Origin of the sequence: Acinetobacter sp. V110_1, assembly GCF_031798975.1 — a bacterium.
Lineage (GTDB): Bacteria > Pseudomonadota > Gammaproteobacteria > Pseudomonadales > Moraxellaceae > Acinetobacter > Acinetobacter nosocomialis_A.
Window position 1 is genome coordinate 24,936 of sequence record NZ_JAVQNN010000021.1, and the last position, 26,557, is coordinate 51,492.

Here is a 26,557-nt window from a genome sequence, read left to right on the forward strand (position 1 = left end):
AATCTTAAAAATGATTGCAAAATAAAAAATAGTTAAGTTTATGATTTTTATCAAATTAAAATGAGAAACATACGCATTTGCAGTTTAAGTTATTTAAATTTCCTCTGCAAAAAGAAACGCTTGTCCGAATTATAAGCTCAAACAAGCGTTCAAATATGACATAAACCATCAATTTATAAATTTGTAACTAAAATCAATGGTTCTTATTTCGCTAAGTCTTTTAGCTCAAAGTCTGCCCATAACCCGCCATGAGTGATAAGAAATCTGTTTCATTCATGACAGGAATACCTAATTTCGCTGCTTTTTCTAGTTTTGAACCAGCCTTTTCACCCGCAACCACACATTTAGTTTTACTCGATACACTGCCACTTACACGCGCACCTAATGCTTGTAGCATTTGAGTCGCCTGATCACGCGTCATTTGCTCTAATGTACCTGTAAGTACCCAGCTTTCGCCATTTAATGGCTGACGTGTTGGCGCAGTTGGTGCATCCCAATGAATACCTGCGGCAATTAAACGATCAAGTACTTCAATGTTATGCGGTGCCAAGAAGAAATCAGCAATCCATTCAGCGGTAATATCGCCTACATCTGGGGTTTTCTTCAAGGCTTCAATATCCGCAGCTTTAAGAGCCTCTAATGTCTGGAATGTATTGGCTAACATTCTAGCTGTTGTTTCACCGACCCCACGAATACCTAAGGCATAAATAAAACGCGCAAGCGTTGTTTTCTTACTAGCTTCAATGGCATCAATGAGGTTCTGTACTGACTTTTCACCCATTTTTTCAATGCCCAACAGCGTTTCTCTGTGTTCATGTAAATGGTAAATATCAGCAACATCTTTGAGTAAATCGAGGTGTAATAAAGACTCGACCCAACGATCTCCCAAGCCTTCAATATCCAGAGCTTTACGCGATACAAAGTGACGAATAGCCTCAATACGCTGTGCAGCACAATATAAACCACCAGAACAACGTGCGAGAGCCTCACCTTCAGGCATAACTACAGGAGATGCACATACTGGACAGTTTTCTGGTAAATGAACAATCTCTGCTTCCGCAGGACGGAACTCTGGCCAAACTTTTTCTACTTTAGGAATAACGTCACCCGTACGATAAACACTTACCGTATCTCCAACGCGTACATCTAGACGATGAATTTCACCAATATTATGCAAAGTCACATTAGAAACAGTCACCCCACCCACAAAAACAGGATTTAAGCGTGCTACAGGTGTTAAAGTCCCAGTACGTCCTACTTGCCAGTCAATCTGCTCAACAGTGGTCAGTGCAGCTTGTGCAGGGAATTTATAAGCAGTTGCCCAGCGTGGTTCACGGCTTAAGAAACCAAGTTGCTGTTGCTGTTTAAGGTCATCGACTTTAACCACCATGCCATCAATTTCAACTTTGAGACTTGGACGCTCTTGCTGAATTTGTTCATAGCGCTGCTGTACTTCTTGAATTGAGTTACACAAGTATTGACGTTCAGCAATTTGGAATCCAAGCTCTGTTAGCCATTGCAAACTATCATGCATGGTCGTTAAGTTATGATTTGGCTCACACTGCGCAATACCATATGCGTAAAATGCTAAAGGTCGACTAGCAGCAATATTTGGATCTAGCTGTCTTAAACTTCCTGCTGCTGCATTTCGAGGGTTAGCAAAAGTTTTTTCACCTTTTGCCTCTTGGTCGGCATTGAGTTTTTCAAAACCAGACTTCGGCATGAGTACTTCGCCACGAACTTCGAGCAAGCGCGGAATGTCGTACTTTTCAGAGTGCAGAACTTTAGGCAAGTTACGAATAGTTTTTACATTTTGCGTAATGTCTTCGCCCGTTTCACCATCGCCACGTGTTACACCACGAACTAGGACTCCATTTTCATACCATAGAGAAATCGCAAGACCATCAAGTTTTAACTCAACTTCGTATTGTACTTTTTGGTTTGGTAGTCGCTCTTCTACACGGCGTGCAAATGCAAATAAATCTTCTTGGTTAAATACGTTACCCAGAGAAAGCATTGGCACCACATGCGTCACACTCTCAAATTTTGAAAGTGCTTGTCCACCTACTTTCGTTGTTGGTGAATCAGCTTGGATAAGTTCAGGATTTTGCTCTTCTAAAGCTTTTAGCTGATGAAATAAATGATCGTATTCACTGTCCGAGATTGTCGGCTGATCCATGACATAGTAGGCATGGTTATGCTTTGCAATCAGTTGAATAAGCTGACGCATCTGTTCGATCACGGAAGTTATTGCCATTATGTTATTCACCATAAAAAAGGGTGGAAATTTCTCCACCCTGAGCTGCGACTAGATATGTTGCAATTATCGCAACCTATACAAAAAATTTAAACTAGGCTGTTGCCTGTGCAGGACGATAATCAATCACATGATGGCGCCAATGTTCTTTTAACTGTGGCGTAAACTCAAGGTTATTTTCATCATAAACCTTACCATCAATTTCACGAGCAATAAGACCTGCAATACTGGTCATCATGTCAAAACCAGTAACTGCTTTACTGTTTGGAAGTGCAAGGAAAAATGCCAAGCCTTGAACTTGTTCCGCAGATAAAGTTTCCAAATCAAAACCAGCTGGACCGTTATCTGTCATACGAAGTACAGAGAACATGAGTGCACTTGGTTCATCGGTATTTTCATAACGGTGGAAACAAGACATTTCACCGTAACGTAGACCGTATTTTAAAAGTACTTTCAGTGCTTTATCGCCCGATAACGCACGGCGCGGATTTGGATAAACATTTAGTGCAATAATCTGCTCAGCCATTGCTAACGCACTTTCGTCGTCAAAACGCTGTTGCTCATGCAAATGCACATCCAGAATATTACTTTCACCTTCAAACTCGGCAATTTCAGCCGTTTCAATATTCGGATTTAAGCTTAATTCAGGTTCTGCTTTAGAATGTTCTTCTACCACTTTTTCTTCTGATGAGCTTGTAGCTTCTGTTGCAGCAGAAACGGTGTCAGTTAACTCAACTGAACTATTTTTACTTACAGTTGGACTAGCAGTATTTTCTTCAGCTTTAACTTCTTCTATTAGAGTATTTTCAACGGGTGCTTGTGTCTGGTCTGTTTGAGTTTGTGAAGCTTGTTCTACTTCTTTTGTTTCCTGTTCTTTTGGCTGCGCCTGCTCGCTTAAAGTCGGTTCTACACGTTCAGCAACAGCTGATGATGCTACAGCTGCTTCTGCCTGTTCAAGTTGATCTCGTACATGACGAGGAATAACCGGTTGATTACTTTCAGGATTAATATGTAAATCACTGTCTAGCGAGGGTTCAGCATGGTTCGGCTTTTTTAAAATCATTCTTAAGCCAACTAGCATGATAATAATGGCAACAACGATGCCAATAATCGTATTGATTTCCATTCTATGACTCCGAAACTAACCCGTATTCTTTTGCCTGTTCTAAATTGACAGTGACTAATTTTGATGTGCCCGGTTCAGGCATGGTTACACCCAACAAGTCAGTTGCCATGGTCATCGCCAGCTTATTATGTGTAATGTAAATGAATTGTACATGTTCAGAAAGCTCTTTTACCAAATTACAATATCTCTGTACATTCGCATCATCGAGTGGTGCGTCCACTTCATCGAGTACACAAAACGGTGCTGGGTTTAACCTGAAAATGGCAAATACTAATGCTAACGCCGTTAACGCTTTTTCTCCACCGGAAAGTAATGCTAGAGAACTATTTTTCTTTCCAGGTGGTCTCGCCATGAGCTTAACCCCAGATTGCCAGTCATCTTCCAGACTTAAACTTGCCTCACCACCATTAAAAACCTTTGGAAATAGGTTTTGCAACTCTTGATTGATCTTATCAAAAGTCGTCATAAAGAGTTTACGGGTTTCTTGGTCAATGCTTTTCATCGCATCTTTCAACTGAGTTACCGTATTTTCCAAGTCTTGAATTTGGTGGCTCAACTCATCAAAACGCTGAGAAACTTCTTCAAACTCTTGTGAGGCTGCCAAGTTAACCGCACCGATTTTTTCAAACTGCTTTTGTACCTTTTCCAGTTTTTGCTGGTGCTCAGTTAAATCTATTTTCAAGCCCGTTTGAAGCTCAGCATTTAGCTCTTTTAGCTGCTCTTGATAGTGCTCGCGGTCTGATTTAGCTGCTTGCCATGCTAAACGTTTGGCTTCAAGCTGCTCTCTGAGTTTTTCATCTTGCTGTTGGTATTGATGGCGTTGGTCTGTGAGTGTTTGTTGCTTCTCTTGCACACTATTAAGCTCAAGCTGCCATTCATTCCACGTCTTTTGCAACTTTTCAGTCTGAGCAAACTGTTGTTGAAATTCCGACTCAAGGTTTGGTAGCTCTAACTGAATAGGGTCAACAAACTTTTTCGCCTGTTCCATTTGCGCTGTAATTTGTTGATATTGACTCTGCAAGAATGAAATATCTTTTTCAAGCAACTCGATTTGTTGAATTGTCTGCGTACTGTTTCGACGTAAAATCTCGCGTTCTTGCTGCTGCTGTTGCAAGACTTGTTGCTGTTCTTCAAGCTGCTCTGTTAATTCTTCTACCCGAAATTGCAAAGTTTTATAGTCAGGTAAAATAGTTTCTAGCTTCATCGCAAGCGCATGCAAATCAATTTCAAGATCATCTTTTTGCATTGCATCTTCTTCAAGTTGCATGTCTAACTGAGCTAACTGATCTTTCAATTGCTGTTTTTGCAGTAAAAATGCTTGTGCCGCAGTTTGCTGTTTAGCAATTTGCACGTCCAGCTGCTGCAAGTCTTTTTGCTTTTGTTTAATGACTTGTTGTTTTTGCTGTAGGTCAACATGTAACTGTCCTAGCTCATCTTTTTGCTGAACTATAATTTGATCTAATGCTTGTAATTCTGGTTGCTGCTTTTGAAGAACTTGTTCAATTTCGTCTAGACGAATACGATGACTGAGCATACCTTGCGCACTTTGACTTTCGTCATCATACATAAGAGCAATTACCCAATCTTGCCCGACATGATAGCCATCTAAGGTCAAGATAGACTGGCCATGTTGCAGTTGTTTTTGCTCATTTAAACCATCAGATAAATTTTGCGCAATCGCTACATTTGAAAATATCGAAAGTTGTGGTGACGCAATCCAGTCATTTAAACAGGCCAAATTTCCTTTAAATTTGCTTGTTTGTTCTGATGGTTTTAACTGGCGAGCAACCCCTTCTTGAAAAGTTTGTTCGGTCTCAACAATATGTGCCTGCAACCATTTTGCTAAAAACTTTTCAATAATTTGTGCATGTGGCTTACCCTGCTCCGTTAACTCTAGAGCCTGCATTAAACGTAGCGTATCTTGGCTTTGCTTTGGACTTTGTTTAGCAACAAGCTGGCTTAAATTTTTCTGCTCAGATAATAAAACCTGTATTTCTGTTTTCAGTGTTTGTTGCTGATTTTTAGTTGCCTGATGCGCTTGTTGAGACTGTTCAATCTGTTGCACATACTGCTCAATATCACCCTCTAACGTTGAGATTTCACGACAAAGCTGCTGTTGTAGTTGCTCAAGCTCGCCTTGTTCATCTTCGTGTACTTGCGATTGAATCTGACTTGCCTGATGTTGCAGCGTTTCTTTTTGCTGCACAATGCGCTGAACATTTTTGCCTAGCTGCTCAATTTGAGCAGACATTTGCATTTTTTGCTGCTGCTGTTTTTCAACCTGAGCTTTTACTTGTTCAAACTGTTGCTGTGCTTGACGCTGCTGCGCTTGTAAACCAGCAAAGTTTTGTTCTGCTTCGGCTGCGGTATGTTCAACCGTTGTTAAAGCTTCAGTTTGTTCTTCTAGCTGATTATTCAGTGTTTCAAGCTGTAACTCGGAAAGTTGTAAACGCTCTTTCGTCTGAGCTTTTTGCTGTTCTAATTGAACCAGTGTCGTACTATTTTGCTGAAATAAACTCTGTTTTTGTTCTAGAGTCATTTTCAGTTCAGATAGTTTTTTCTCAGCTTGTTGCCACTCTTGTTGTAGTGGTGAAGATTGCTGAATGAGGCGCTGAAATAAAGCACTGGTCGATTCTAAATCATGTTCAATTGTACTTAACTCAGAGCGAACTAACTTAAAAGTTTCGCCCAATTCATTCATTTGAACTGTATATTCTTCTTGTAGGCGTACACTTTTATCTGCCTGAAAAGACAAAATTTCAATTTTTAGTGTACGGATCTGACTTTCTAAGATTTTATATTGAACCGCAGCTTCTGACTGGCGTTTTAACGTTTTAAGCTGTGATTTTAACTCAAGCGCAATGTCTTCTAAACGTGAAAGGTTTTGTTCAGTATGTTCAAGATGCTGCAGAGTTTCACGGCGACGCGCCTGATAACGAGACACACCCGCTGCTTCTTCAATGAAAATACGCATTTCTTCAGGCTTGGCATCAACCAAACGGTTAATCATGCCCTGTTCAATCACAGCGTAAGAGCGTGGTCCTAAACCCGTTCCCAAGAAAATGTCGGTAATATCACGGCGGCGGCAACGTGTACCATTTAAGAAATATTCAGACTTACCTTCACGGGTCACCTGACGACGAACAGCGAGCTCGTTATAAGCGTTATAAGCTCCACCCAATTTGCCGTAGGTATTGTCAAAACGCAGTTCCACACTGGCAACACCCACTGGCTTACGCTTGGATGTTCCGGTAAAAATAACATCTTGCATGCTACCACCACGAAGCTGACGAGCATTTGACTCACCCATCACCCAGCGGATCGCATCAATAACATTGGATTTGCCACAACCATTTGGACCAACCACTGCTGTGCGGTTCGCCTTAAAATTTAAAGTTGTACTATCTGCAAAAGATTTAAAGCCGGAAAGTTTTAAACTGCTTAAACGCATAATGCCCTAACTAACGACGTGAGCGTCTCGCCCAAGCCAATTCAATCTGTTTCATTCGTGTCAGCGATTCCAACACAAGGTTACGTAAGTGTCGACAAAAATCTTCCATAAATAAAGCGGCTTGTTGTGATTTTCGGATTAAAATTGCATCAGTCACGAGTTTAAATAATGCAAACGCTTCTTGTAGTTCCCGCTTAGAGGTATTTAAGGTCAAAAAATAACTGCGACGTAGTGAAGGTAGTAACTCTTTATAGAATTTCATTAGGTAAGGATTACCGACCATATCTTGTTGTTCAGCCAGATATTGGAAAATGGCATCATAGAATTTTTCGATATCGCCTGCTTTTACATGCTCAAGTAATTGTTCTTGTAACAACTGTAATTGATCAGCCTCATGTGCACGCCATGTTTCACTGATGCGTTGCACAATATGTCCTAGTAGCATTACGTTTGTATCAAACAGTGCTTTCACTTGTTGTGCAGACATTTCTGAGACGATTGCACCCCGACGCGGAAAAATTTCAATTAAATGTGTACGTTCGAGTAATAATAATGCTTCACGAACTGACCCCCTGCTTACATCGAGCTCTTTCGCAATACGAAGCTCTTGTATGCGTTCACCTTCGACCAATTCGCCGCTAATAATCTGTTCGCTAATATATTTGACAATTTGCTCAGAAAGACTTTCTGTCTCTTCGAGATTCATAAATCACCCGCTACTTTTTATATGCATTAATCCATGCTTTTCTTTCGCATTCTTGTTTTTAACTGATCCCATCTATTAAAAACTATGTCATTGTCTGACAATTTTATTGCATTTTAAGCCAACCCGCCCAAAATCCATACAGAAATCGGATGAAAAAACTTACCTTTAGTCTGTTTAAATCTTCAAATAAAAAAAGCTTAAACCATGTGAGTCTAAGCTTCTTTTTCTATATTTTTCTAAATGAATACGCTTTTTAACTCATAAAACCTTTATAAATAAAGTAACTGCCAACTACCACGAGCAAACAAGCAAAGCATTTTTTTAGCATTTGTGGTGATAAAGCATGCGCAACCTTAGCCCCAAGTTTAGCCGTCACAAAACTCATGACACTAATGCCAATAAACGCATAGATGTGCACATAACCAATCGTGTTAGGTACAGAGATGTGCTCTTTAGCACCAAACCACATAAAGCCAATAGCGCCCGCTACAGCAATAGGTAAACCACAAGCGGCAGAAGTCGCGACTGCTTTTTGCATGACCACACCATGACGGTTTAAATACGGAACAGTTAAGCTACCGCCTCCAATACCAAAAATTGCAGAGGCAATACCAATGCCACCACCTGCCATAAATTGCATAGGTGTTGAAGGAAGCTGACGCGTTGGGTCAACAACCACATTTGCGCCTTTAAACATGCGATAGGCCATCACAACGGCAAAGACACCAATAAGAAGCTGTAAATGCTGACCAGACATCAAATCAGCAATACCCGCCCCTAAGAATGAACCAATCACCAGCCCAGGTGCTAAATTACGAAAAACAGGCCAGAGGACTGCACCTTTTTTATGATGGGCAGAAACTGAACTAAACGACGTCACAATAATGGTTGCAAGCGATGTTCCGACTGCAATATGCATGATTACCGCAGGGTCATAGTGCAACTGGGTAAAAACGACATAGAGGATTGGTACAATAATTAGTCCACCACCAACCCCAAACAATCCGGCAGTAAAACCAGCAATTGCGCCAATGAGTAAATATATGATTAACTCCATAAATGTTTTACCACTCTGCTCATATTCAACATGGATTTAGAGACTCGCCAACTACAACAACTTTTAAGCGCAAAAAACCAGCTTCCAGAAGTGGTTTTATTAAAAGCAACCACAACTTCGACCAATGATGATATTCGTGAAATTGCCCAAAAAGGCATTACAACAGGCTTGGTTTGCAGTGCTCAACAAACTCAAGGGCGAGGTCAACATCAACGGCAGTGGATTTCACCTGAAGGAAACATTTATTTAAGCACATTGGTGCAAACTCGAACACCCTTAGATGGTCGCTTAGCACTTGAAGTTGCTCTAAATATTTTGCAAATCCCGCAGTTGCAAGCTTTGAGCTTGCAAGTGAAATGGCCAAATGATTTGTATAGTGCGCATGGGAAATGGGGGGGAATTTTGGTCGAACCACTTTCTCAGCATCAGGCTATTGTAGGCGTAGGGATTAATTTAAAAACACCACCAGTGACTGATAGTGACCAGCCAATCACCTCTTTAGAAGATTTAGGTCTAGAACAAATGAGTCGTCTTGAACTCATCTCAGAACTCTACGTTGCAATTCAAAATGCAGCTCGCTGGTTTGATCATGGTTGTTATAACTTAGCAGGTCGTTTTAACCATCATGCAGCTTGGTTGAATCAGTTAGTTCAATTCGAACATAGTCAGGGACTGGTTCATGGGCGTTTTGTTGGAATATCTAATGAAGGTGCAGTAATTCTTGAAACTCCAGAACCACAGCAGTTTTATCAAGGTCGTTTAAGACCACAATCAACTCAGTAATCAGGTATTTTCCCCATGAAAAGTTTATGGCTTGATATCGGAAACACCCGTTTAAAATACTGGATTACTGAAAATCAGCAAATTATTGAACATGCAGCTGAGTTACATTTGCAGTCACCTGCCGATTTATTACTTGGATTAATCCAACACTTTAAACATCAAGGTCTGCATCGCATTGGGATTTCTTCAGTACTCGATACTGAAAACAACCAACGTATTCAGCAGATTTTAAAATGGCTTGAAATCCCTGTTGTTTTTGCCAAAGTCCATTCGGAATATGCAGGCCTACAATGTGGCTATGAAGTACCGAGTCAGCTCGGGATTGACCGCTGGTTACAAGTACTTGCAGTTGCAGAGGAACAAGCAAATTATTGCATTATTGGTTGCGGAACAGCGCTCACGATTGATTTAACCAAGGGCAAACAGCATTTAGGCGGTTATATTCTGCCAAACCTTTATTTGCAGCGTGATGCGCTGATTCAAAATACTAAAGGTATTAAAATTCCAGATTCAGCTTTTGATAATCTGAACCCAGGTAATAACACAGTCGATGCAGTACACCACGGTATTTTGTTAGGCCTGATTAGTACAATTGAAAGCATCATGCAGCAATCTCCTAAAAAGCTGCTCCTCACAGGTGGAGATGCTCCTCTTTTTGCTAAATTTCTACAGAAGTACCAACCAACTGTTGAAAAAGATCTTTTGCTTAAAGGATTACAACAATATATTGCCCATTACCCTAAAGACTAAAATACAGAACAAAATAAAAGGCGCTTTAGGCGCCTTTTATTTTATGGTTTTATTTCTTTTGGTCGTTGTTACCAAATAGTGGTCCCATACCGCCGCCACCGCCAAATTGTTTTTGCATATTGCCTAATGAACGCATCATTTTGCTCATACCAGATGGATTCGCAAACTTCTTCATCATTTTAGCCATTTGCGCTTGTTGCTTAATGAGTTTATTCACTTCAGCAACATCCATACCACAACCTGCCGCAATACGTTTTTTACGACTTGGGTTCATCAGGTCTGGGTTACGGCGTTCTTTAACAGTCATTGACTGGATAATAGCTTCCATCTTTTTGACTTGTTTTTCAGGGTTCGCTTGCTCAATCGCTTGCTGAATTCCTGCACCGCTCATGCCAGGCAACTTGTCTAAGAAGCCCATCATGCCGCCCATTTTTTTCATTTGTTCAAATTGCATCAGCATATCTTCAAAGTTGAAGCTACCGCCTTTTTGCAATTTTTTCGCCATTTTCTCGGCTTTTTCTTTGTCGATTTTACGTTCAACTTCTTCGACTAAAGAAAGTACGTCACCCATACCTAAAATACGTTGAGCAACACGGTCCGGATGGAATGGCTCTAAGGCATCAAGCTTTTCGCCCATACCTAAGAACTTGATTGGCTTACCGGTAATCGCACGTACAGAAAGTGCCGCACCACCACGCGCATCACCATCAGTTTTAGTAAGAATCACACCTGTAAGTGCTAATGCATCATTAAAGGCTTTAGCAGTATTTGCAGCATCCTGACCTGTCATGGCATCAACCACGAACAGAGTTTCAGTTGGCTTAACTGCTGCATGTAACTCTTTAATTTCGTCCATCATGTCTTCATCGACATGCAAACGACCCGCTGTATCGACAATCAACACATCAGCAAACTGGATTTTTGCCTGCTCAATTGCACGATTAACAATATCAATTGGCTTTTCAGATGGATCTGATGGAATAAAGCCTGCACCAACTTCTGCTGATACAGTTTCTAACTGTTTGATCGCTGCCGGACGGTAAACGTCGGCAGAAACGGTCATTACTTTTTTCTTTTGACGTTCTTTTAAGAAACGTGCCAGCTTGGCAGCAGTTGTAGTTTTACCTGCACCTTGTAAACCAGCAAGCAATACAACAACTGGAGGCTTAGCACTTAAATCCAGTGTTTCATTTGCCTCACCCATCATCTTGGTGAGTTCGTCATAGACAATTTTTACAAATGCCTGGCCTGGAGATAACTGGGTCATCACTTCTTGGCCCAATGCCTCTTCCTTAACTTTCGCGATAAATTCACGAGTTACAGGTAACGCGACATCGGCTTCAAGAAGAGCCATACGTACTTCACGTAAGGTATCTTTAATATTGTCTTCGGTCAGCTGCCCTGAGCCAGTAACATTTCTTAAACTCTGCGTGAGTCGTTCTGTTAAGGTATCAAACATTGCAAAATCCGCTTAAAATGGCTAGTTGCAAAAAAATCTTTCTCGAAATAGAAAATTTATGCATAGAATGCTATAGGATACTTTAGTTCGCAGCGAATTTATATCTTATCTAGATGAATTAATCCTGAAAAAGGTTTGACATGATTAGCCTCCCCTTGGTTTACACAATTTTGGCACTCATCGCATATACCACTTCTTTCTGGTATCTGTTCATACGTTTAATGTCAAAACGTGAACCAAACCCATGGTTATTTGCTCTTGTTACGACCTTGGCACTGCTACTGCACGGCACAGTTTTATGCCATGCCATGCTGACGCCTTTAGGAATTAACTATGATGTTTTTAATTTAGTCTCTTTTACATCATGGCTTATGTTGTTGTTAAGTTTAATTTTTAGTACTTTTCGTCCAATTGTACCTTTAAACTTACTTGGTATTCCTGTAGCGGCTATTGGCCTTATTTTAGGTTTTGCATTTAGTAAACCAAATCAGTTTATTGAGCAGCATTCGTTAGGCCTAGATACTCATATTATTCTTTCACTTTCTGCCTATGCAGTTCTACTCATGGCAACCATACATGCCATCTTGATATGGTTCCAAAATCGTGAACTCAAAAAGAAACAAAAAAAACGTTTTTGGGTCAACTTACTCCCGCCTATTCAGGCCATGGAGTCATTGTTATTTGACTTAATCATTACTGGTTTTATTTTATTAACCATTGCTCTTGCATTTGGCTTCTTAACAGTTGATAGCTTCTTTGCTCAGCATCTCGCTCATAAAACCGTATTTAGTATTATTTCATGGATTATTTATGGATCATTACTGATTGGACACTACAAACTCGGATGGCGAGGACAAAAAGCAATTCGCTTTACGCTAATTGGTTTTGCACTTTTAGCAATTGGTTTTATTGGCAGTAAATTTGTACTTGAAATGATATTAGGCCGATAAAACAATTAAAATTTCAGCACTACTAGACAGCGTTATACATATCCCGTATAACGCTGTTTTTGTTTTAATCAGGTGGCACAGACTGTGAAACTCATACTCGCTCCAATGGAAGGTTTAACTGACCCGATCATGCGGGATACTCTCACATCTGTTGGTGATTTCGACTGGTGTGTAACCGAGTTTATTCGAGTTACAGACAGTATTTTACCAGACCATATCTATTATAGTTTTTGCCCTGAGTTAAAGAACGACGGTAAAACAACAGCAGGTACACCTGTTCATGTGCAGTTCTTAGGAAATAATCCAGATATGCTGGCAGCAAATGCAGCAAAAGTTGTTGAACTAGGTGCTCCTGCGATCGATCTTAATTTTGGTTGTCCTGCCAAAACCGTAAATCGACACCGAGGTGGTTCCGTACTTCTTGATGAACCAGACGTGGTACATATGCTGATTAAAGCTGTCCGCGATGCAGTACCTGCACATATTCCTGTTTCAGCAAAAATGCGTTTAGGTTATCTCGATGAAAACCACACCATGGAAAATGCCCATGCGGTTGAAGATGCTGGCGCAAGCTGGCTAACAGTACATGCGCGAACTAAAGCAGATGGTTATACACCACCAGCTTATTGGGAAAAAATTCTACCAATCAAAGAAGCTTTAAAAATTAATGTCATTGCTAACGGCGAAATCTGGAACAATGCAGATGCAAAGGCCTGCCGACAGCAATCTGGTTGTGAAGATTTAATGATTGGTCGCGGTGCTGTAACGACTCCTGATTTAACACAATGCATTCGCCAAAACATGGATGAAGCGTTATTTAGTTGGGAGCAACTGGTTGACTTACAAATCCGTTTTTTAAATGGTCAGGCAAAAACAGAAATTGGTATGGTGGGTCGTTATAAGCAATGGTTAGGAATGATGACTAAAGCCTATCCACAAGCGAAAGATCTATGGGATCAAGTAAAACGTATTAAAGCTTTGGATGAAATTGTTCATCAATTAGAACAAACTAGCTCATCACATAGCTAATTACTTTAAATTTATAAAAGAGGGTGACTGTTGATATAGCCACCCTCTTTTGGTATTTCAGGTTAAGTAATTATTTTTTAAAAACCGCTTACTTTCATTTTAAAGTCAGTCACTGAAGCGCCTGTAACTCCAAAACTCCCCATAGACCCGTTAGGTAAATTATTAAAAGTTGTTGTACTTTGTGTTGCTAAATTTCCTAAAGTGACATTGTTAAGCGATGCATCAAATTTACTAGATGCACCTGTATTACCAAAAGTTAATCCTGTTGGATCGACCCCGGCATAAAACCCATCAAGAAGAAAACCTGTAGCTGCATTTGTTCCTGCAAATTTAAATCCAAATGAAGCACCTGTAGTATCAGACACTAACGTAATTGGACAACCCGCAGCGGCAGAACAAATAGATTGAAGTGCTCCACCAAATTTGACCATCACAGACTGGGCAGCATGTCCCAATTGAATGTTTAAGCGAGGTTTATTGGTCTGTACAAAGTTAATATCCAAATTTCCAGTAGAGCGAATCAGCTCTTTCACTCCTGTATTTACTGTTGTTCCCGAACTGAAAATTGATTTTGGTGCATAACTAGTCACCGCATAATCAGAAGGGCTGGAGACTGAAGTATTAGGTGCCAAATAAACTGAAAACGGTGTAAGTCGAATCCCATTTACATCACTACCCATCGTGACAGCTAAATTCACAAAAGGCTTACCCGCACCTGCATCGGTATCAATAGCAATATTAAAAGAAGGATTGGTCGATACAGTTGCTTTAATAAATTCTATGCTTGGAACAGGATTAGTAGAGTTCCCCGCAATGACGAGACCTGCTTTACTATTGTAAGAGGTAGAGGCAATACCATTGGTATCAATCAAGGCGACTTGATTAAATTTAACTTTATCGGCCTGAATGCCTAGCGTTAAACCATTTTGACCCGTCGTTGCTGAAAGACTTTGATCATCTAATGGTTGCATCGCAAAAACACTTGAACTACTGGCAAATAATAACCAGCAGACTATATTTTTATTTTTCATGTTGCTCTAATCCTTAAGAGACAAACGTTTATTATTTGTTCAGATTATCAGAATAATAGATGAGTACAAAATAATTATCCCTATAACCCGACGAATGCAAATCCAATCACATTCAAAATAAATTTTTTATCAAAAGTGGCGATATCGCCACTTTTCTTTATTAGTTAAAAGCACCATTTCTCGGCACAATACTGAAGCTACTATTTAAACGTCCACCAGTAATTGCAAGTTCACCTAAACGTGCGCCTGCCCCTGTTGAAGGTGGATAGAAATTAATATCTTTAACTCGTAAGGCACCATCAATATTCTTATCAGGGTTAAAATACACTGCGGTATTTACACCAACCTTACCTAATCCACTCGCGCTGTCTTTTCCAACAACTAATGCCGTGTTAAACGCAAGCTTACCAGTCATATTCTCAAAACCAATTGCAGAGCCATCAATCGGATCACTAATTTGGACTGAGTTTCCAGTTGCTGTAGCAGGCATTGTAAAATCACCCAAAACAGTGAGCGCACTACCATCAGCAATTGAACTATTAGGTACAATCGATAAATTTAAATCACCGCCTAAGCGTAGTTTAAGACCAAATAAAACGTCATTATTTCTGGCAAAGTTATCAATTGGTGAAGTACAAGATCCTGTTGCCGGACAAGTTTTATATTTAGCGCCAGGTAAATAACCCGCTGCAATTTCAGTTGATAAGGCAAGTAACATATCTTTTAAACCGATATTTAAACTGCCATTTTCTAAACCGATAGTGCCATTACCTTTGAGGAACATATCGATATTACGTAAGCCCATGTAATAGTCGGTAGGATTACCCGCATTATTGGCATTTGGAGAACCATCAATTAATAAAATTGAAGTTGTTTTTGTACCGCCTGCATCACGCCCTGTTGTGCCAACAGCGACACCAAATCCTAAACGCGAAGTCGTTCCTGAGGTACCTACAGCATTCTGAACGGGTCTACCATTAGCATCTTTTGTATAGTAAAAAGCGCTATTCGCAGGTGCATCTACCCCATAAACTGCAGCATTGGCATTTAAATTATAAAAAGGTAACGCCAAACCCCACTGGTTACTCAAACCATTATCTGCAAATTGATTAGCAGCAGCGACATTCGCACTTGTGGTAAAACGGCCTCGTCTTGAAAATGCTTGAAACTCTGCTCCACGCATCGCAAGAATTAGACTAAATGGATTAGTCACCGTATCACGGTGAATATTATGTTGATAATCGGCAGCGGTTGTTAAAGTACCAGATCCTAAACGAATACTATTTAATGTCGCGTTATTTGGCATTAATAAGGTTTTTGTATCGGCAAGATTTAAATAAATATTTCCGCTATCAAAATAACCACGCGTAGCTGAGTTCAACCCAGTTAAATTACCAAACTCGAAACCATAGGCGTTCAGCCCTGCCCCACCAATTTCTAAAGTCGTGGCTTTGCCATCGGCGCCTAGCATAGAATCGTTATCTTTAGTGAACTCACCTTTCATACGAAAGGCAATTCCCGTATTACCCAAAATACTATTACTTGAGGTGGTGCCTGAGGCAGTATTTGCTGTACCTAAGGTTGTCGTGTCCGAAGAGCCATCCATACCACGGACTTGTAAATAACTATTTACCATACGTCCGCTTGCACCAAGTCGGATTAAACCTTTTGAATTTTGCGGTGTATTGGTCGCATCCAACCCATAAGGATTGGTTTTATCTACATTGGAACTAAGCATTACTTCAATGTTTAGACCCGAATTAGTCACTTTACCATTGCTATCAACATAAGTACCCGCTGTTAAACCAGAAGCTGAATCAGCGACCCGATTAAAATCGACATAGCCATAAGTACTATTTGGGGTTTGCCCAACCGCAGCCACATTTGTTCCAGTATTCGTTTGTAAAACCACACCACGGATAGGGTCAATAAACATGACCCCTTTACCCACAAAATTAAAGTTAAAATTCTTTAAAATTAGTTGGTTGAGCTGACTACGAGCATCTAACTGTCCTAAATAAATATTTGCGTTATTTATACCCAATGTCATATTTGACTGGCTATTTGGGCTAAATAAACCGTCTTGAGTAGTCAATGCTAAATTTAAAGGTGAAGTTGTTTGGATAGCCAACTGCCCTAATGTAGGTGAGCATGTAGCGGAACTATTACAAACCTTAACGCTATTTACCGTAATGAGAGATGGACTGCTTTGCATAGAAAAATCGACCCCAGCTTTACCTGTAGTCGTATTACTTCCCACATCTAAACGGTAGTTCGTTCCTAAAGCTTGTGTAGATGCATTACTTTTTTGTATTTTTACACCACTCGCTTGAGCTCTTAAAACTTGATCAGCACTTGTTGGCGTGCCTGCATGGTCATCCCAGTAAGCATTATCAACATTGATCTCATTGAAAGTCGTTTGAATCGAGATCCCATCTTGACCATTGACTGCACTCAAATCGGCATCGGTTAAAGCTTCTAAAGCAAAAACTTGTCCACTCACTAACAACATGCTGGCTGTTAATGTATTTAAAATAAACTTTGAGCCGTGACTTTCTTTATTTTTGTTCATCACTTCAGTTCCTTTGAAATCTACATTAACCATTAACAACGGGGATGGCTACCATCACAGCTAAACACCATGACTTTTCCTTGAATAGCCAAGTTGCCGTTCATCATTAAACCCATAAAACCTGTTTCACGCCCATAGTCGTAGGCTGAAGGTGTCGCCGTAGCCACTTGCTGAGTTGCACTGTTTGCGGTCGCCGCATACGTTGGTTTTTTGAAATATGCATAATCATACATATTCGTACTTGAGCCTTGGGTCGTTGTTGAACTTGTAAAGTTATCTTGCTCAATGGATAAAGCATTAAAACCAAAGTTACGAATTAAAATCGGTTGTGCTGCACTAAAACTAAGTTGAATAGCAGGTTTTATAATTTCGGTATTAGATTTATCAAGATACTTCAAATCAGCACCATCCAAACCCATTTTTTGAATGTTTAAAGTTCCTTGTACACCTTTAAACACCAACCAAAGCTTATTACCACTATCACTATTTTCAGCCCAACCACTTGGCTTAGTTGCATCTGCTTGCACAAAACGTTTATTAATCGCTAAACCAATATGACAGAACTCTACGTTTTCACAGACACCACCACTACCATTATCAAATATGCTGTTACTGGTTTGGTTTAAATTGAGCATTAAAGACAAGTCAGCACCTGCTTGGCCATTAATGGCTTGTAAAGCGTCATTGTCCAAAGTTTGTAATTCTGCATGAGTCGCAGTTGCACAAAGAGTAAGGAGTAAAGCAGTTATTTTTTTCATCGCATTATCCTCCTCTTATAGACCTTTTGTGGTGAGTTTTAAATGTTGGATTAAAACACCATCAATGACTGCTGAACCCATATTATTACTAATTGAAGAGCTAATTTGTGCTCCTGATAATTTATAAGTGTTCACATCTGCATTTGGTGTAGTCGTATACCAACGCCCATTATTGTAAAGTGCATCAGGTAAAGGTGTACCATTTGGTACTACAAACTGAGCCCCATTCCCTGCATCGGTAGTGGTATAACCTGTTGTGTTAGTCGTCGGATTATAATAAGAGGTACTATCAATATTCGCCCAGTTTGCTCCTTGAGAGTCAAATCTTAAGCCTGAGCCAGCATTTCCCGTCCAACCTGATGCTGTACGGTATTGCCATGTGTCATAACAAGTTCCTAAGTTTAAAAATCCACAACTATAGCTGCCTCCACGTCGTTCCTGATTTTGTAATTGATAGAAATTTTTAACTTGTGTTACAGCAGCAACCGTTCCTGTTGGTAATTTCCCAAATGAAATACCTACTGCATCTTGAGTATTGTTCCCTTTAAAGGCTTCTAATGTATTATTTGTCGAGTTATAAACAGTTGAACCGATTGAGATACTACTATGCGTTGCACTAGAACCTTGATAAGTTTTACCTCCTAAGGTTACATTGGTACCGCATTGATAAACATTACAGGTAGAACCAAGATAAGTACTATCTGTTCCAGTGTAGTCAGTATAGATTTTCTTATAAATTTCTGGCTTATTCGGAATACGTGCAAGCTCTAAACTAAAGTTTTTACCATCTGAGCTTAAAACGAGTGGTTGGTATAAAGAACCTAACACAAGATTAATATTCGGATTATAAAGATATAAACCTTCGTTTGCATCGAAGGTTGGTGCAAGCCCACCATTAATAGCAGGAGTAATGAGATTACCTTGCCCAGTGCCAGATTCACGAGTACTCAACCGCAGTACATTATCCATTGCACTATCTGTTGGAGCAGTCCATGATCCAGTTGAAGTAACCGTAGTAGTCTGGCTGCGAATACGATATAACCAATCTGAACTTGGTGAACTATTGCTAGGCGCACCAGTATATTGAGTACTATAACGATTTACCCATGGACCTACTGTCGTTGTTGGAGTATTTGAAGTAATTGTTGCTCTCAAATTAGAGGCATCACCACTATTTAAACGCACAACACCTGCGAAGCCTAGAGTATTATTATAAAATGGACTCAATCCATTTGCGGATGTCGCACCTCCCAAAGTTTGGAAGAGCTGTAGACGGCTACCATTTAAACTAAAATTATTCCAGATACCTTGTAAACGTAACCGATTCGCACGACTTGCATCAGTACTTGTACCAATCAAACCATTTGAGTCGCCATAATTAAACTGATCTGTCGCACCATTAATTTTATTTGGATTGCGAACAAAGATATCTGACCATAAACCTAATTTAAGTTTATATGCATCAAGCCCTGCCGTATCTCTTGTCCCTACCTCATATAAAGGTGCTTCTAAGGCTAAATACGTTACTTGGCAAGAAGGATCACTCGCGCCACTACATGTAGCAGCACTAAAATTAGGTACAAGGTTCTGAGTAGCTACTTTGAATATCCATGGATTAACAGCAGTACCCCAACTCGAAATCGCGGCCGCAGTATCGGTAGATGCAAGACGGCTATTAGTATCGTTATCAGATTTAGAAAGAGCTAAGCCATAAAGAAAAATATCAGCTTTACCTACTGCACGGTCACCAGAATCAATCGTACCATTTTTATTGGTATCTGCCGCCGTCATACTTAACGGCCCAACAGGTACATAATTGATATAACCTGTATCTTTAGTACGGTCAGTTAAAATTTGACTTGCGGTTTCGTTCGCACCTGCCCCACGAAATACCATATAAGTATTTTGAGGTAAAATAGCGATACCTTCACCAGTAGTTTCACTTAAACCGGCATCAGAAAGTTCTTCAAGAGCGAAACTCGATTGGCTTATGAAAAGACCAATTAAACTTGCCAAAACGGTTTTTTGAAACCTTACCGTATAATTAAGTGTAGTCATCTTGACCTTCCTGTTTTATACGATGCCGTGCACCATATTTATTTTTCTTTAACAATCCTTGATGCTAGGTGAATATATCCTTTTCACCTTAGACCAGAAGGCAAATCTAAATAGATATTGCCAACTTTTCCACATTTCTATTATGCGGAATATTTGCACAAATGCAAAAGAAAGCGCATAAAAAGCTAATTTTCCGATGAATGAAAATCAGCTCAAGCTAATTGCTTACAATTAACAAAAGGTTAAATTCGTACCATGACAGTTTGGTTTAAAGTTTTGATTCGTTAACTGTAAATTACTTAAATTTAGTGTAAGTGGGCTATTTTTTAAATCAATCGTACCAATATTTACATCCAGATCCCCTAGTTTTAACAAACCTCCCAAGTCAGAAGTTTGAGCAGGATTAGCTTGTAAATATGCAGAAACAGCAGTTGAAATTTGCGGGAATAATGGTGAAATATCAATTGCATCTTGTGGAATGATGTTACCTACATTAACTGGATTTGCAAAAGACATCCACCAGCCCTTTTGGGCTACGTCATCTGCTTTTGCTCCAGGCCACTGCAACATTTGATTTTGCAGTGCCAGATACATTGGCGAGTTAATTGGTAAATTATGAATAAGACCCAATGACTGGGTTAAATTTAAATTTGCAGTAATATTTGAAATGGTACCATTCATATATACATTCGGGAATTTAGCACCTTTACCCGCAATGACACATGCTAATAAGCTACAGTCTGTTACTGTAGCTTCTACTCTACCGCCTTGAGTGTAAATGCCTGTTGGTTCAGGATAAGCTGGATCATGTGGGCCTGCTGCATTATATTGCACAGTACCATCCACTGGATAAGAACTGCTATGTCCTACATAAATATTAGGGACTTTTACTGGAGCAGATAAAACTTTTGAGGTAACCCGATTACCATTAACTTGAATGGGCGCAATTTCAAAATAGTTATTTTGAATACCCGGAATATTAAATCCACCATCAGAAGTAATAAAACTTACCTCAGCAGCACCACCCAACCCCAAAGCCTGCAATCGGCCTGTTACTGCATTTGCTCCATATAAATTATCTCGAGTAGCCGAAGTTGTAGCATAACCTTTAATCAAACCACTACTGTCAGACTGAACCTTCATATAACCAGAAATGGAGTTGATCCCATTCGGGGTCGTTGTATTTTCAGTACCTGCCGTTAATAAACCAATAAATTTTTCAGCACTTAGCCTTAAACCAACTACTTCACGTGTTGAAGCTGAGGTTGGGTTCTTAACAGCAAATTCAATGAATGGATTCGTTAATACTGCAGAAGATGAGGCACGATCTTCATTAGACATGGGCAATGGGTTCCCATTGGTATCAAAATTTTGTCCACTTAAACTTAAATTATCAATATCGATATCACAACCACCAGCCCCATTTACACCACCACAGCCCAACTGAAGTTTTCTAATATTAGTATTGATTTCTAACTGGGCTTCCATTCCTAATTTATAAAAACCAATATTACTGCTGTTATCGCGTAGTTTCTCCAAGTTTGCCGAATCAGTAGGTGCAATATAAGACATACTCATTAACGCTTGGCCACGAGTTGCAGATAGTTCAGCATCAGACATTGGAACTAAGGTAGACGTAGCATAAGCTGAAGAAAAGCATAAACTTCCAAGTGCTAGAATAGCTAAATGAAGAGACTTAAACTGTCGCATGACCGACCTCCGTATCCTTGGGGGCATAATCTAATTTAATTTCTTTTTATTTGGCTTTCCTTTCTTTAATCTAATCTTAAATTGAATAAAACAAAGAAATGCCGATATCTGATTTTTATGATTTAAGTCCATTTAAATTGTGTGATACAACTCAAAGAAACAAATCAATTATTGATCATTTTATATCATTTTTTACAAAAGAAAACGTTCAATTATAAATATTCCGATGAATGCCACTTTCTTTATTTTTCAACAAAAATGGGCCACTTCAAGTGACCCATTTTTTAGAATTTAATCTAATTTAAAACAACTTAGGTCTTAGGAAGCGTAACGCCAGTTTGTCCTTGGTATTTACCACCACGATCTTTATAAGACGTTTCACAAACTTCATCACTTTCAAAGAAAAGCATTTGTGCTACACCTTCACCAGCATAAATACGTGCAGGTAAGTTCGTCGTATTTGAAAACTCTAAAGTAACGTGACCTTCCCATTCTGGTTCTAAAGGAGTCACATTTACAATAATACCGCAGCGCGCATAAGTTGATTTACCCAAGCATACAGTCAAAACATTACGCGGAATACGGAAATATTCAATGGTACGCGCTAGAGCAAATGAGTTTGGCGGAATAATACAAACATCAGACTCAATGTCGATAAAACTTTTATCATCAAAATTTTTCGGATCAACAATTGCAGAATGTACGTTAGTGAAAACTTTAAATTCGCGGGCACAGCGTACGTCATAACCATAGCTAGAGACCCCGTAGGAAATCAATTTTTCGCCATTCTTATCAAAACGGACTTGATTCTCTGCATAAGGTTCAATCATGCCGTGTTTTTCGCTCATTTCGCGAATCCAACGATCAGACTTAATAGCCATGTATTTTCTATCCAAAAGGTAATTTCATTGATTGCGACGTACTTTAACGTAAAAAAGCAATTATGAAAACAACGCTTGAGCTACTCTTCTCGATAAGAATAGCTCAGCAGGACTTTTAAAGGTTTAATAACGCAGAATAGCTAATCGGAATTGAGAAACTAACTAAAACTAGTGAGGCTGTTTTTTGTAAATTCGATTGATTTAACCAACGTACTTTATTGCCTGCCAAAATTGAACCCAAGAAAATCCAGAACAACGCAATCGGTGTAATCAACGCTAAATAAGCCAGCATATGAATGAGATAAATATGAAAATCAGTCCATGCTGCAACAGGGAAAATAGCTGAAGCAAAAAGTAATGCTTTAGGGTTAAGTAAAGTTGCACAGAACAACTCACGCGGGCGAATCGTTGGCTGATCTAACTCAAGTTGCTGATTGGCTGTGTGCCATAACTTAATTGCTAAAAAAATAATGTAACAAGCGCTTAGCAATTTAAGCATAGGAGGTAAGAAAGGAAGCGTTGCAGAAACTTTCCCTATTAACATGCCCCAAGCTGAAATAGAAATTACATATCCAAGAACTTCTGCCGGAATTAATTTCGCAGACTTCTTAAGACCTACCTGTACTCCTGACGATGCGAGTAAAGTATTGGTTGGGCCTGGGGTAAGTAAAATTGTGGCAACTAAGCCAATAAATAGCCATGAAATCATTGAATGACCTCACAATGTAGTCATCTCAGATTAATAGATATCTTTTGGGAAGGCAAAATCTAATTGTAAGACAATTTTTTAAAATATTAATCAGTAAAATTAAAAAATAACAAATAAACAAATAGATACGTAATTTTTAAAAAATTTAAGCTAAAAAACTTTAGAGTCAGTTGTCGCGCTTTTCGTGCCAAATTGTATTAAGTAATATAAGTATTTTTATTTTAAATCTATTTTTAGGTCGAAAAGATCTATAATGAATTATTACAGCAGTAAGTTTAATTTTTAAGCTTTTAATAAGTTTCAATTAATATATTGTTTTTTTGTGTTTATATGAGTCACCAGACTCTACTATCCTATGATTATGGCAAAGCAATTTTTTCAGTCTTGGCTTCCTTCTCCAGAGAAAGTTTCAAATATGAAATTTTTAAGGATTTTTGGGAAAAAAACCCTTAATCCAGTGCTTTGGTATGTCAACCGTAAATCGATTACAAGAGCGGTTTTTGTAGGAACGTTTTTTGGTTTACTGCCTATTCCCTTTCATAGTGTTTTTATTGTGATGGCGGTATTGCTGTTTGAAGTAAATTTACCTATTAGCCTAATGCTCGCTTGGCTCAGCAACCCACTCACATTAGTTCCCATTTTATATACTGGTTTCTGGTTTGGTTCGCACATTTATCATGTACATATGATCAATAAAAAGATGCTCTTAGGCGTACTTCATCAGATTTCTAGGTGGATTACCCATTTTGGCCATGGGCATATAGATTTTAGTCTCGCTAAAATTTTAATGTCTGGGCTTATAGTTGAAGCATTTGTATTTGCAATCATACTGTATGTAGTGACCGAAGTTTTCTGGCGTTGGATGGTTATTCGAAATTGGAAAAGTAGAGCTGGTTATAAAAAACAAGAAGACGCTCTATAAGAATTCATCTTCTTGCCTATAGTTAAACTATTATTTTGATAGTTTAGATTTCATATATTCTTCAGCGACATTAAGCACATAGTCTTGGCAAGCCTCTCCAGTACCTGGGTCATACGCTCCATTATTGGTAATATTATTAGATAAAATTCGAATTCCTAAAAAAGGAACATTAAACTGACTTGCGATTTGTGCAACCGATGCTGCTTCCATTTCCTCAACAGAGGTACCGTAACGTTGATGGAAAAATTGAATACGATCAAGCTCATTATTCCAAACATCTGCCGATCCAATCGTCCCTTCGACCACTTCACCTTTGTCATAACGAACTTTATGTGCCGCCATTAATAATTCTTTATCGCCTTCAAATTTGCGAATTGCAATAGGTTCTGGGTCTGATTCATCTGTTGGCAATACATCAAATGCTTCAACCCAAGTGAGTGAATTTGATCCAGCTCCTAATGGTTGCTTAGGCGTTCTAAACGCACCAATATTGGTAGCATATTTTCCTAAAACAATATCGTAAACGTGTAGATCTGGGTCATGACCACCTGCCGTTCCCTGATTAATAATCGCAATCGGTTTATAACGTTCAATGGCTAGAGCTGTTGCAGCGGCAGAGTTACTCATACCCATGCGGGTTTTAGAAATAATCATTGGATAGCCATTGTGAGTTCCTTTCCAGAAAGTCCACCCACCTATTGTTTCAACAGTCACATTCTGTAATTTAGAAGCCATCTGTTTTGACTCTACAGGTAAGGCACCTTGAATAATAATCGGCTGTAATTTCTGTTTTTGCTCTTCAACTGTCGTTGTTGGGGACACTGTTGAATGGTCGTCGTTACATCCAACCAAAAATAAAGCGCTACATAAACTGATGACGCCAAAAGTATATTTAAATTGCATTTCTCACCTATTTCTTTTAAAAAGCGTAAAGTAGCAATCTACATGCCAATTTCAAGTTCAGCTTTGTTATTTAGATTCAGTGATTTAAATTTTTCTTTTAACCAAATAATAAAAAACCCGGCTTAAAGCCGGGTCGGATGAATCAAAAGATTCGTTTATCATCACGCGTGCGTTGAGGGATTTTTTCAATCTGTTGCCATACTGCTTTAGCAATATCGATGTAGCTATCAGCTGCGTCATCCATTGCTACAACACTCGGTTTACCCTGATCTGCATGTTCACGGATTTGAGCATTTAAAGGTAAACGTCCTAATAATGGAATATGGTATTGCTCGGAAAGCTTATCACCGCCACCAATACCAAAAATTTGTTCTTCATGCCCACAGTTAGAGCAAATATGAGTCGACATATTTTCAACAACACCCAATACTGGTATGCCAACTTTATTAAACAACTCAATTCCTTTGGTGGCATCTAACAAAGCAACATTTTGCGGAGTCGTCACAATGATTGAGCCAGTCACTGGAATACGCTGTGCAAGCGTAAGTTGAATATCGCCTGTACCCGGCGGCATATCAATCATGAGCACATCTAGATCAGGCCAAAGCGTTTGATTAAACAATTGCATTAAAGCACCAGTTGCTTTTGGTCCACGCCATGCAACAGGAGTATTGTTATCCCCTGTTAAATGTCCAATAGAAAGCACAGCCATACCGTATGCCTCTAAAGGTACAAAGTTTTCACTTTCAATAAGAGGCGTTTTGCCAGCATTACCTAGCATGGTTGGAATACTTGGGCCATAAATATCAGCGTCCAACACCCCTACCTTAAGTCCCATTTTTTGTAAGGCAAGTGCTAAATTGACAGTAGTAGTCGATTTACCAACCCCACCTTTACCAGATGAAACTAAAATAACGTTCTTAATTCGAGGATGAAGCGGAACATCTCTTTGCTGCGGAGCGGCTTTCTGAATCGGTGGATTGTTTGGATCTGGCTCAGATTTAGGTGAGGCATCAAGCACAGGAGGTAAGTTCGAATTTTCTTTCGGTGCTTTAGATGAACAAGCATGACCTGAACCTTCTGGTGCAGGACGCTTTTGTTGAACTACATGTAAGTTCAGTTCTTCAATACCGCACTTTTCTAATGCACCAGCTAAATCATCGTGAATTTGCTGCAAATACTCTTTTTCATCAGGAAATGTATTAATAGTAAGTTGTAATACACGCCCCTCAACTTGGAGCTGACTAATGCGCTCTTTTAAAGCATCTTTGGAATGCGGTAGTAAATAATTTTGGAGTACCGTTTGGATTTCATCTTCTTTCACTTCTTGTGCGGGTGAAAAAACAGACTTTAATGAAGAAAGCCAAGACATATTGTTTACTCCAAAAACAGATCATTACAGCTTAATGGAGATAGTGTAACAGTATTGATCCGCACTCGCTCAC

At 39.3% G+C, this 26,557-nt stretch carries 20 protein-coding genes; 5 read left to right on the forward strand and 15 right to left on the reverse strand.

Annotated features, from left to right (window positions below; genetic code table 11):
* Positions 1-220: 220 nt before the first annotated feature.
* The 5 genes from ligA to RMA95_RS08590 form a co-directional block, all read right to left on the reverse strand.
* Complete coding sequence (gene ligA / locus RMA95_RS08570) at positions 221-2,257, reverse strand: NAD-dependent DNA ligase LigA (protein WP_077164602.1); 2,037 nt, start codon at positions 2,255-2,257, stop codon at positions 221-223.
* A gap of 94 nt (positions 2,258-2,351) precedes the next feature.
* Positions 2,352-3,383: a cell division protein ZipA C-terminal FtsZ-binding domain-containing protein gene (locus tag RMA95_RS08575; protein WP_311070159.1), complete on the reverse strand. Its 1,032-nt coding sequence runs from the start codon at positions 3,381-3,383 to the stop codon at positions 2,352-2,354.
* Position 3,384: 1 nt separating this feature from the next.
* Positions 3,385-6,834 carry a chromosome segregation protein SMC gene (smc, locus tag RMA95_RS08580; RefSeq protein WP_311070160.1) on the reverse strand — a complete coding sequence of 1,150 codons (3,450 nt, stop codon included), beginning with the start codon at positions 6,832-6,834 and terminating at the stop codon, positions 3,385-3,387.
* Positions 6,835-6,844: 10 nt separating this feature from the next.
* The gene (locus RMA95_RS08585) at positions 6,845-7,540 is read right to left on the reverse strand and encodes a GntR family transcriptional regulator (RefSeq protein WP_049066133.1); all 696 of its coding nucleotides are present in this window, start codon (positions 7,538-7,540) and stop codon (positions 6,845-6,847) included.
* 253 nt (positions 7,541-7,793) lie between these two features.
* Positions 7,794-8,597, reverse strand: coding sequence for a sulfite exporter TauE/SafE family protein (locus RMA95_RS08590; RefSeq protein ID WP_311070162.1), 804 nt, complete (start codon positions 8,595-8,597; stop codon positions 7,794-7,796).
* Between the two features lie 30 nt (positions 8,598-8,627).
* On the opposite strand from RMA95_RS08590, the gene RMA95_RS08595 reads away from it, so the two are divergent.
* Together RMA95_RS08595 and RMA95_RS08600 are read left to right on the forward strand one after the other, a co-directional pair.
* On the forward strand, positions 8,628-9,380 hold the full coding sequence (locus tag RMA95_RS08595) for a biotin--[acetyl-CoA-carboxylase] ligase (RefSeq protein WP_004888550.1): 753 nt from the start codon (positions 8,628-8,630) through the stop codon (positions 9,378-9,380).
* A 15-nt stretch (positions 9,381-9,395) separates the two neighbouring features.
* Complete coding sequence (locus RMA95_RS08600; protein WP_311070164.1) at positions 9,396-10,130, forward strand: pantothenate kinase; 735 nt, start codon at positions 9,396-9,398, stop codon at positions 10,128-10,130.
* Positions 10,131-10,179: 49 nt separating this feature from the next.
* On the opposite strand, the gene ffh is transcribed toward RMA95_RS08600, so the two are convergent.
* The gene (gene ffh, locus RMA95_RS08605; protein WP_000460622.1) at positions 10,180-11,589 is read right to left on the reverse strand and encodes a signal recognition particle protein; all 1,410 of its coding nucleotides are present in this window, start codon (positions 11,587-11,589) and stop codon (positions 10,180-10,182) included.
* A 140-nt stretch (positions 11,590-11,729) separates the two neighbouring features.
* On the opposite strand from ffh, the gene RMA95_RS08610 reads away from it, so the two are divergent.
* Complete coding sequence (locus RMA95_RS08610) at positions 11,730-12,539, forward strand: inner membrane protein YpjD (RefSeq protein WP_000624644.1); 810 nt, start codon at positions 11,730-11,732, stop codon at positions 12,537-12,539.
* An 84-nt stretch (positions 12,540-12,623) separates the two neighbouring features.
* Positions 12,624-13,568 carry a tRNA-dihydrouridine synthase gene (locus RMA95_RS08615; protein ID WP_311070165.1) on the forward strand — a complete coding sequence of 315 codons (945 nt, stop codon included), beginning with the start codon at positions 12,624-12,626 and terminating at the stop codon, positions 13,566-13,568.
* A gap of 77 nt (positions 13,569-13,645) precedes the next feature.
* Here the strand turns inward: RMA95_RS08615 and RMA95_RS08620 are convergent, their stop codons facing one another.
* The 7 genes from RMA95_RS08620 to RMA95_RS08650 form a co-directional block, all read right to left on the reverse strand.
* On the reverse strand, positions 13,646-14,599 hold the full coding sequence (locus tag RMA95_RS08620; protein ID WP_311070166.1) for a DUF6160 family protein: 954 nt from the start codon (positions 14,597-14,599) through the stop codon (positions 13,646-13,648).
* Positions 14,600-14,759: 160 nt separating this feature from the next.
* Entirely contained in the window at positions 14,760-17,171 is a 2,412-nt protein-coding gene (locus RMA95_RS08625) for a DUF6160 family protein (RefSeq protein WP_311070167.1), read from the reverse strand.
* A 32-nt stretch (positions 17,172-17,203) separates the two neighbouring features.
* On the reverse strand, positions 17,204-17,929 hold the full coding sequence (locus RMA95_RS08630; RefSeq protein WP_263613037.1) for a DUF6160 family protein: 726 nt from the start codon (positions 17,927-17,929) through the stop codon (positions 17,204-17,206).
* A gap of 15 nt (positions 17,930-17,944) precedes the next feature.
* Positions 17,945-19,987, reverse strand: coding sequence for a hypothetical protein (locus RMA95_RS08635; RefSeq protein ID WP_311070168.1), 2,043 nt, complete (start codon positions 19,985-19,987; stop codon positions 17,945-17,947).
* A 231-nt stretch (positions 19,988-20,218) separates the two neighbouring features.
* Entirely contained in the window at positions 20,219-21,697 is a 1,479-nt protein-coding gene (locus RMA95_RS08640; protein WP_004710349.1) for a hypothetical protein, read from the reverse strand.
* Between the two features lie 311 nt (positions 21,698-22,008).
* Complete coding sequence (gene dcd / locus RMA95_RS08645; protein ID WP_002120290.1) at positions 22,009-22,578, reverse strand: dCTP deaminase; 570 nt, start codon at positions 22,576-22,578, stop codon at positions 22,009-22,011.
* A gap of 115 nt (positions 22,579-22,693) precedes the next feature.
* A complete protein-coding gene (locus RMA95_RS08650) occupies positions 22,694-23,287 on the reverse strand; it encodes a LysE family transporter (RefSeq protein WP_263613035.1) in 594 nt (197 codons plus the stop codon).
* A gap of 355 nt (positions 23,288-23,642) precedes the next feature.
* On the opposite strand from RMA95_RS08650, the gene RMA95_RS08655 reads away from it, so the two are divergent.
* A complete protein-coding gene (locus tag RMA95_RS08655) occupies positions 23,643-24,209 on the forward strand; it encodes a DUF2062 domain-containing protein (protein WP_263613034.1) in 567 nt (188 codons plus the stop codon).
* A 30-nt stretch (positions 24,210-24,239) separates the two neighbouring features.
* Here RMA95_RS08655 and RMA95_RS08660 read toward each other — a convergent pair whose 3' ends face one another.
* On the reverse strand, positions 24,240-25,112 hold the full coding sequence (locus RMA95_RS08660; RefSeq protein ID WP_311070170.1) for a 5'-methylthioadenosine/S-adenosylhomocysteine nucleosidase: 873 nt from the start codon (positions 25,110-25,112) through the stop codon (positions 24,240-24,242).
* A 142-nt stretch (positions 25,113-25,254) separates the two neighbouring features.
* The gene (gene apbC / locus RMA95_RS08665) at positions 25,255-26,484 is read right to left on the reverse strand and encodes an iron-sulfur cluster carrier protein ApbC (RefSeq protein ID WP_311070171.1); all 1,230 of its coding nucleotides are present in this window, start codon (positions 26,482-26,484) and stop codon (positions 25,255-25,257) included.
* Positions 26,485-26,557 lie beyond the last annotated feature (73 nt).

Bases quoted from the DNA above. Each gene is read 5' to 3' on its own strand.
- apbC (WP_311070171.1), bottom strand. From the start codon at position 26,484: ATGTCTTGGCTTTCTTCATTAAAGTCTGTTTTTTCACCCGCACAAGAA.
- RMA95_RS08660 (WP_311070170.1), bottom strand. From the start codon at position 25,112: ATGCAATTTAAATATACTTTTGGCGTCATCAGTTTATGTAGCGCTTTA.
- RMA95_RS08600 (WP_311070164.1), top strand. From the start codon at position 9,396: ATGAAAAGTTTATGGCTTGATATCGGAAACACCCGTTTAAAATACTGG.
- ligA (WP_077164602.1), bottom strand. From the start codon at position 2,257: ATGGCAATAACTTCCGTGATCGAACAGATGCGTCAGCTTATTCAACTG.
- RMA95_RS08635 (WP_311070168.1), bottom strand. From the start codon at position 19,987: ATGACTACACTTAATTATACGGTAAGGTTTCAAAAAACCGTTTTGGCA.
- dcd (WP_002120290.1), bottom strand. From the start codon at position 22,578: ATGGCTATTAAGTCTGATCGTTGGATTCGCGAAATGAGCGAAAAACAC.
- RMA95_RS08630 (WP_263613037.1), bottom strand. From the start codon at position 17,929: ATGAAAAAAATAACTGCTTTACTCCTTACTCTTTGTGCAACTGCGACT.
- RMA95_RS08650 (WP_263613035.1), bottom strand. From the start codon at position 23,287: ATGATTTCATGGCTATTTATTGGCTTAGTTGCCACAATTTTACTTACC.
- RMA95_RS08590 (WP_311070162.1), bottom strand. From the start codon at position 8,597: ATGGAGTTAATCATATATTTACTCATTGGCGCAATTGCTGGTTTTACT.
- RMA95_RS08620 (WP_311070166.1), bottom strand. From the start codon at position 14,599: ATGAAAAATAAAAATATAGTCTGCTGGTTATTATTTGCCAGTAGTTCA.
- RMA95_RS08585 (WP_049066133.1), bottom strand. From the start codon at position 7,540: ATGAATCTCGAAGAGACAGAAAGTCTTTCTGAGCAAATTGTCAAATAT.
- RMA95_RS08655 (WP_263613034.1), top strand. From the start codon at position 23,643: ATGATTATGGCAAAGCAATTTTTTCAGTCTTGGCTTCCTTCTCCAGAG.
- RMA95_RS08595 (WP_004888550.1), top strand. From the start codon at position 8,628: ATGGATTTAGAGACTCGCCAACTACAACAACTTTTAAGCGCAAAAAAC.
- RMA95_RS08575 (WP_311070159.1), bottom strand. From the start codon at position 3,383: ATGGAAATCAATACGATTATTGGCATCGTTGTTGCCATTATTATCATG.
- RMA95_RS08640 (WP_004710349.1), bottom strand. From the start codon at position 21,697: ATGCGACAGTTTAAGTCTCTTCATTTAGCTATTCTAGCACTTGGAAGT.
- RMA95_RS08610 (WP_000624644.1), top strand. From the start codon at position 11,730: ATGATTAGCCTCCCCTTGGTTTACACAATTTTGGCACTCATCGCATAT.
- ffh (WP_000460622.1), bottom strand. From the start codon at position 11,589: ATGTTTGATACCTTAACAGAACGACTCACGCAGAGTTTAAGAAATGTT.
- RMA95_RS08625 (WP_311070167.1), bottom strand. From the start codon at position 17,171: ATGAACAAAAATAAAGAAAGTCACGGCTCAAAGTTTATTTTAAATACA.
- smc (WP_311070160.1), bottom strand. From the start codon at position 6,834: ATGCGTTTAAGCAGTTTAAAACTTTCCGGCTTTAAATCTTTTGCAGAT.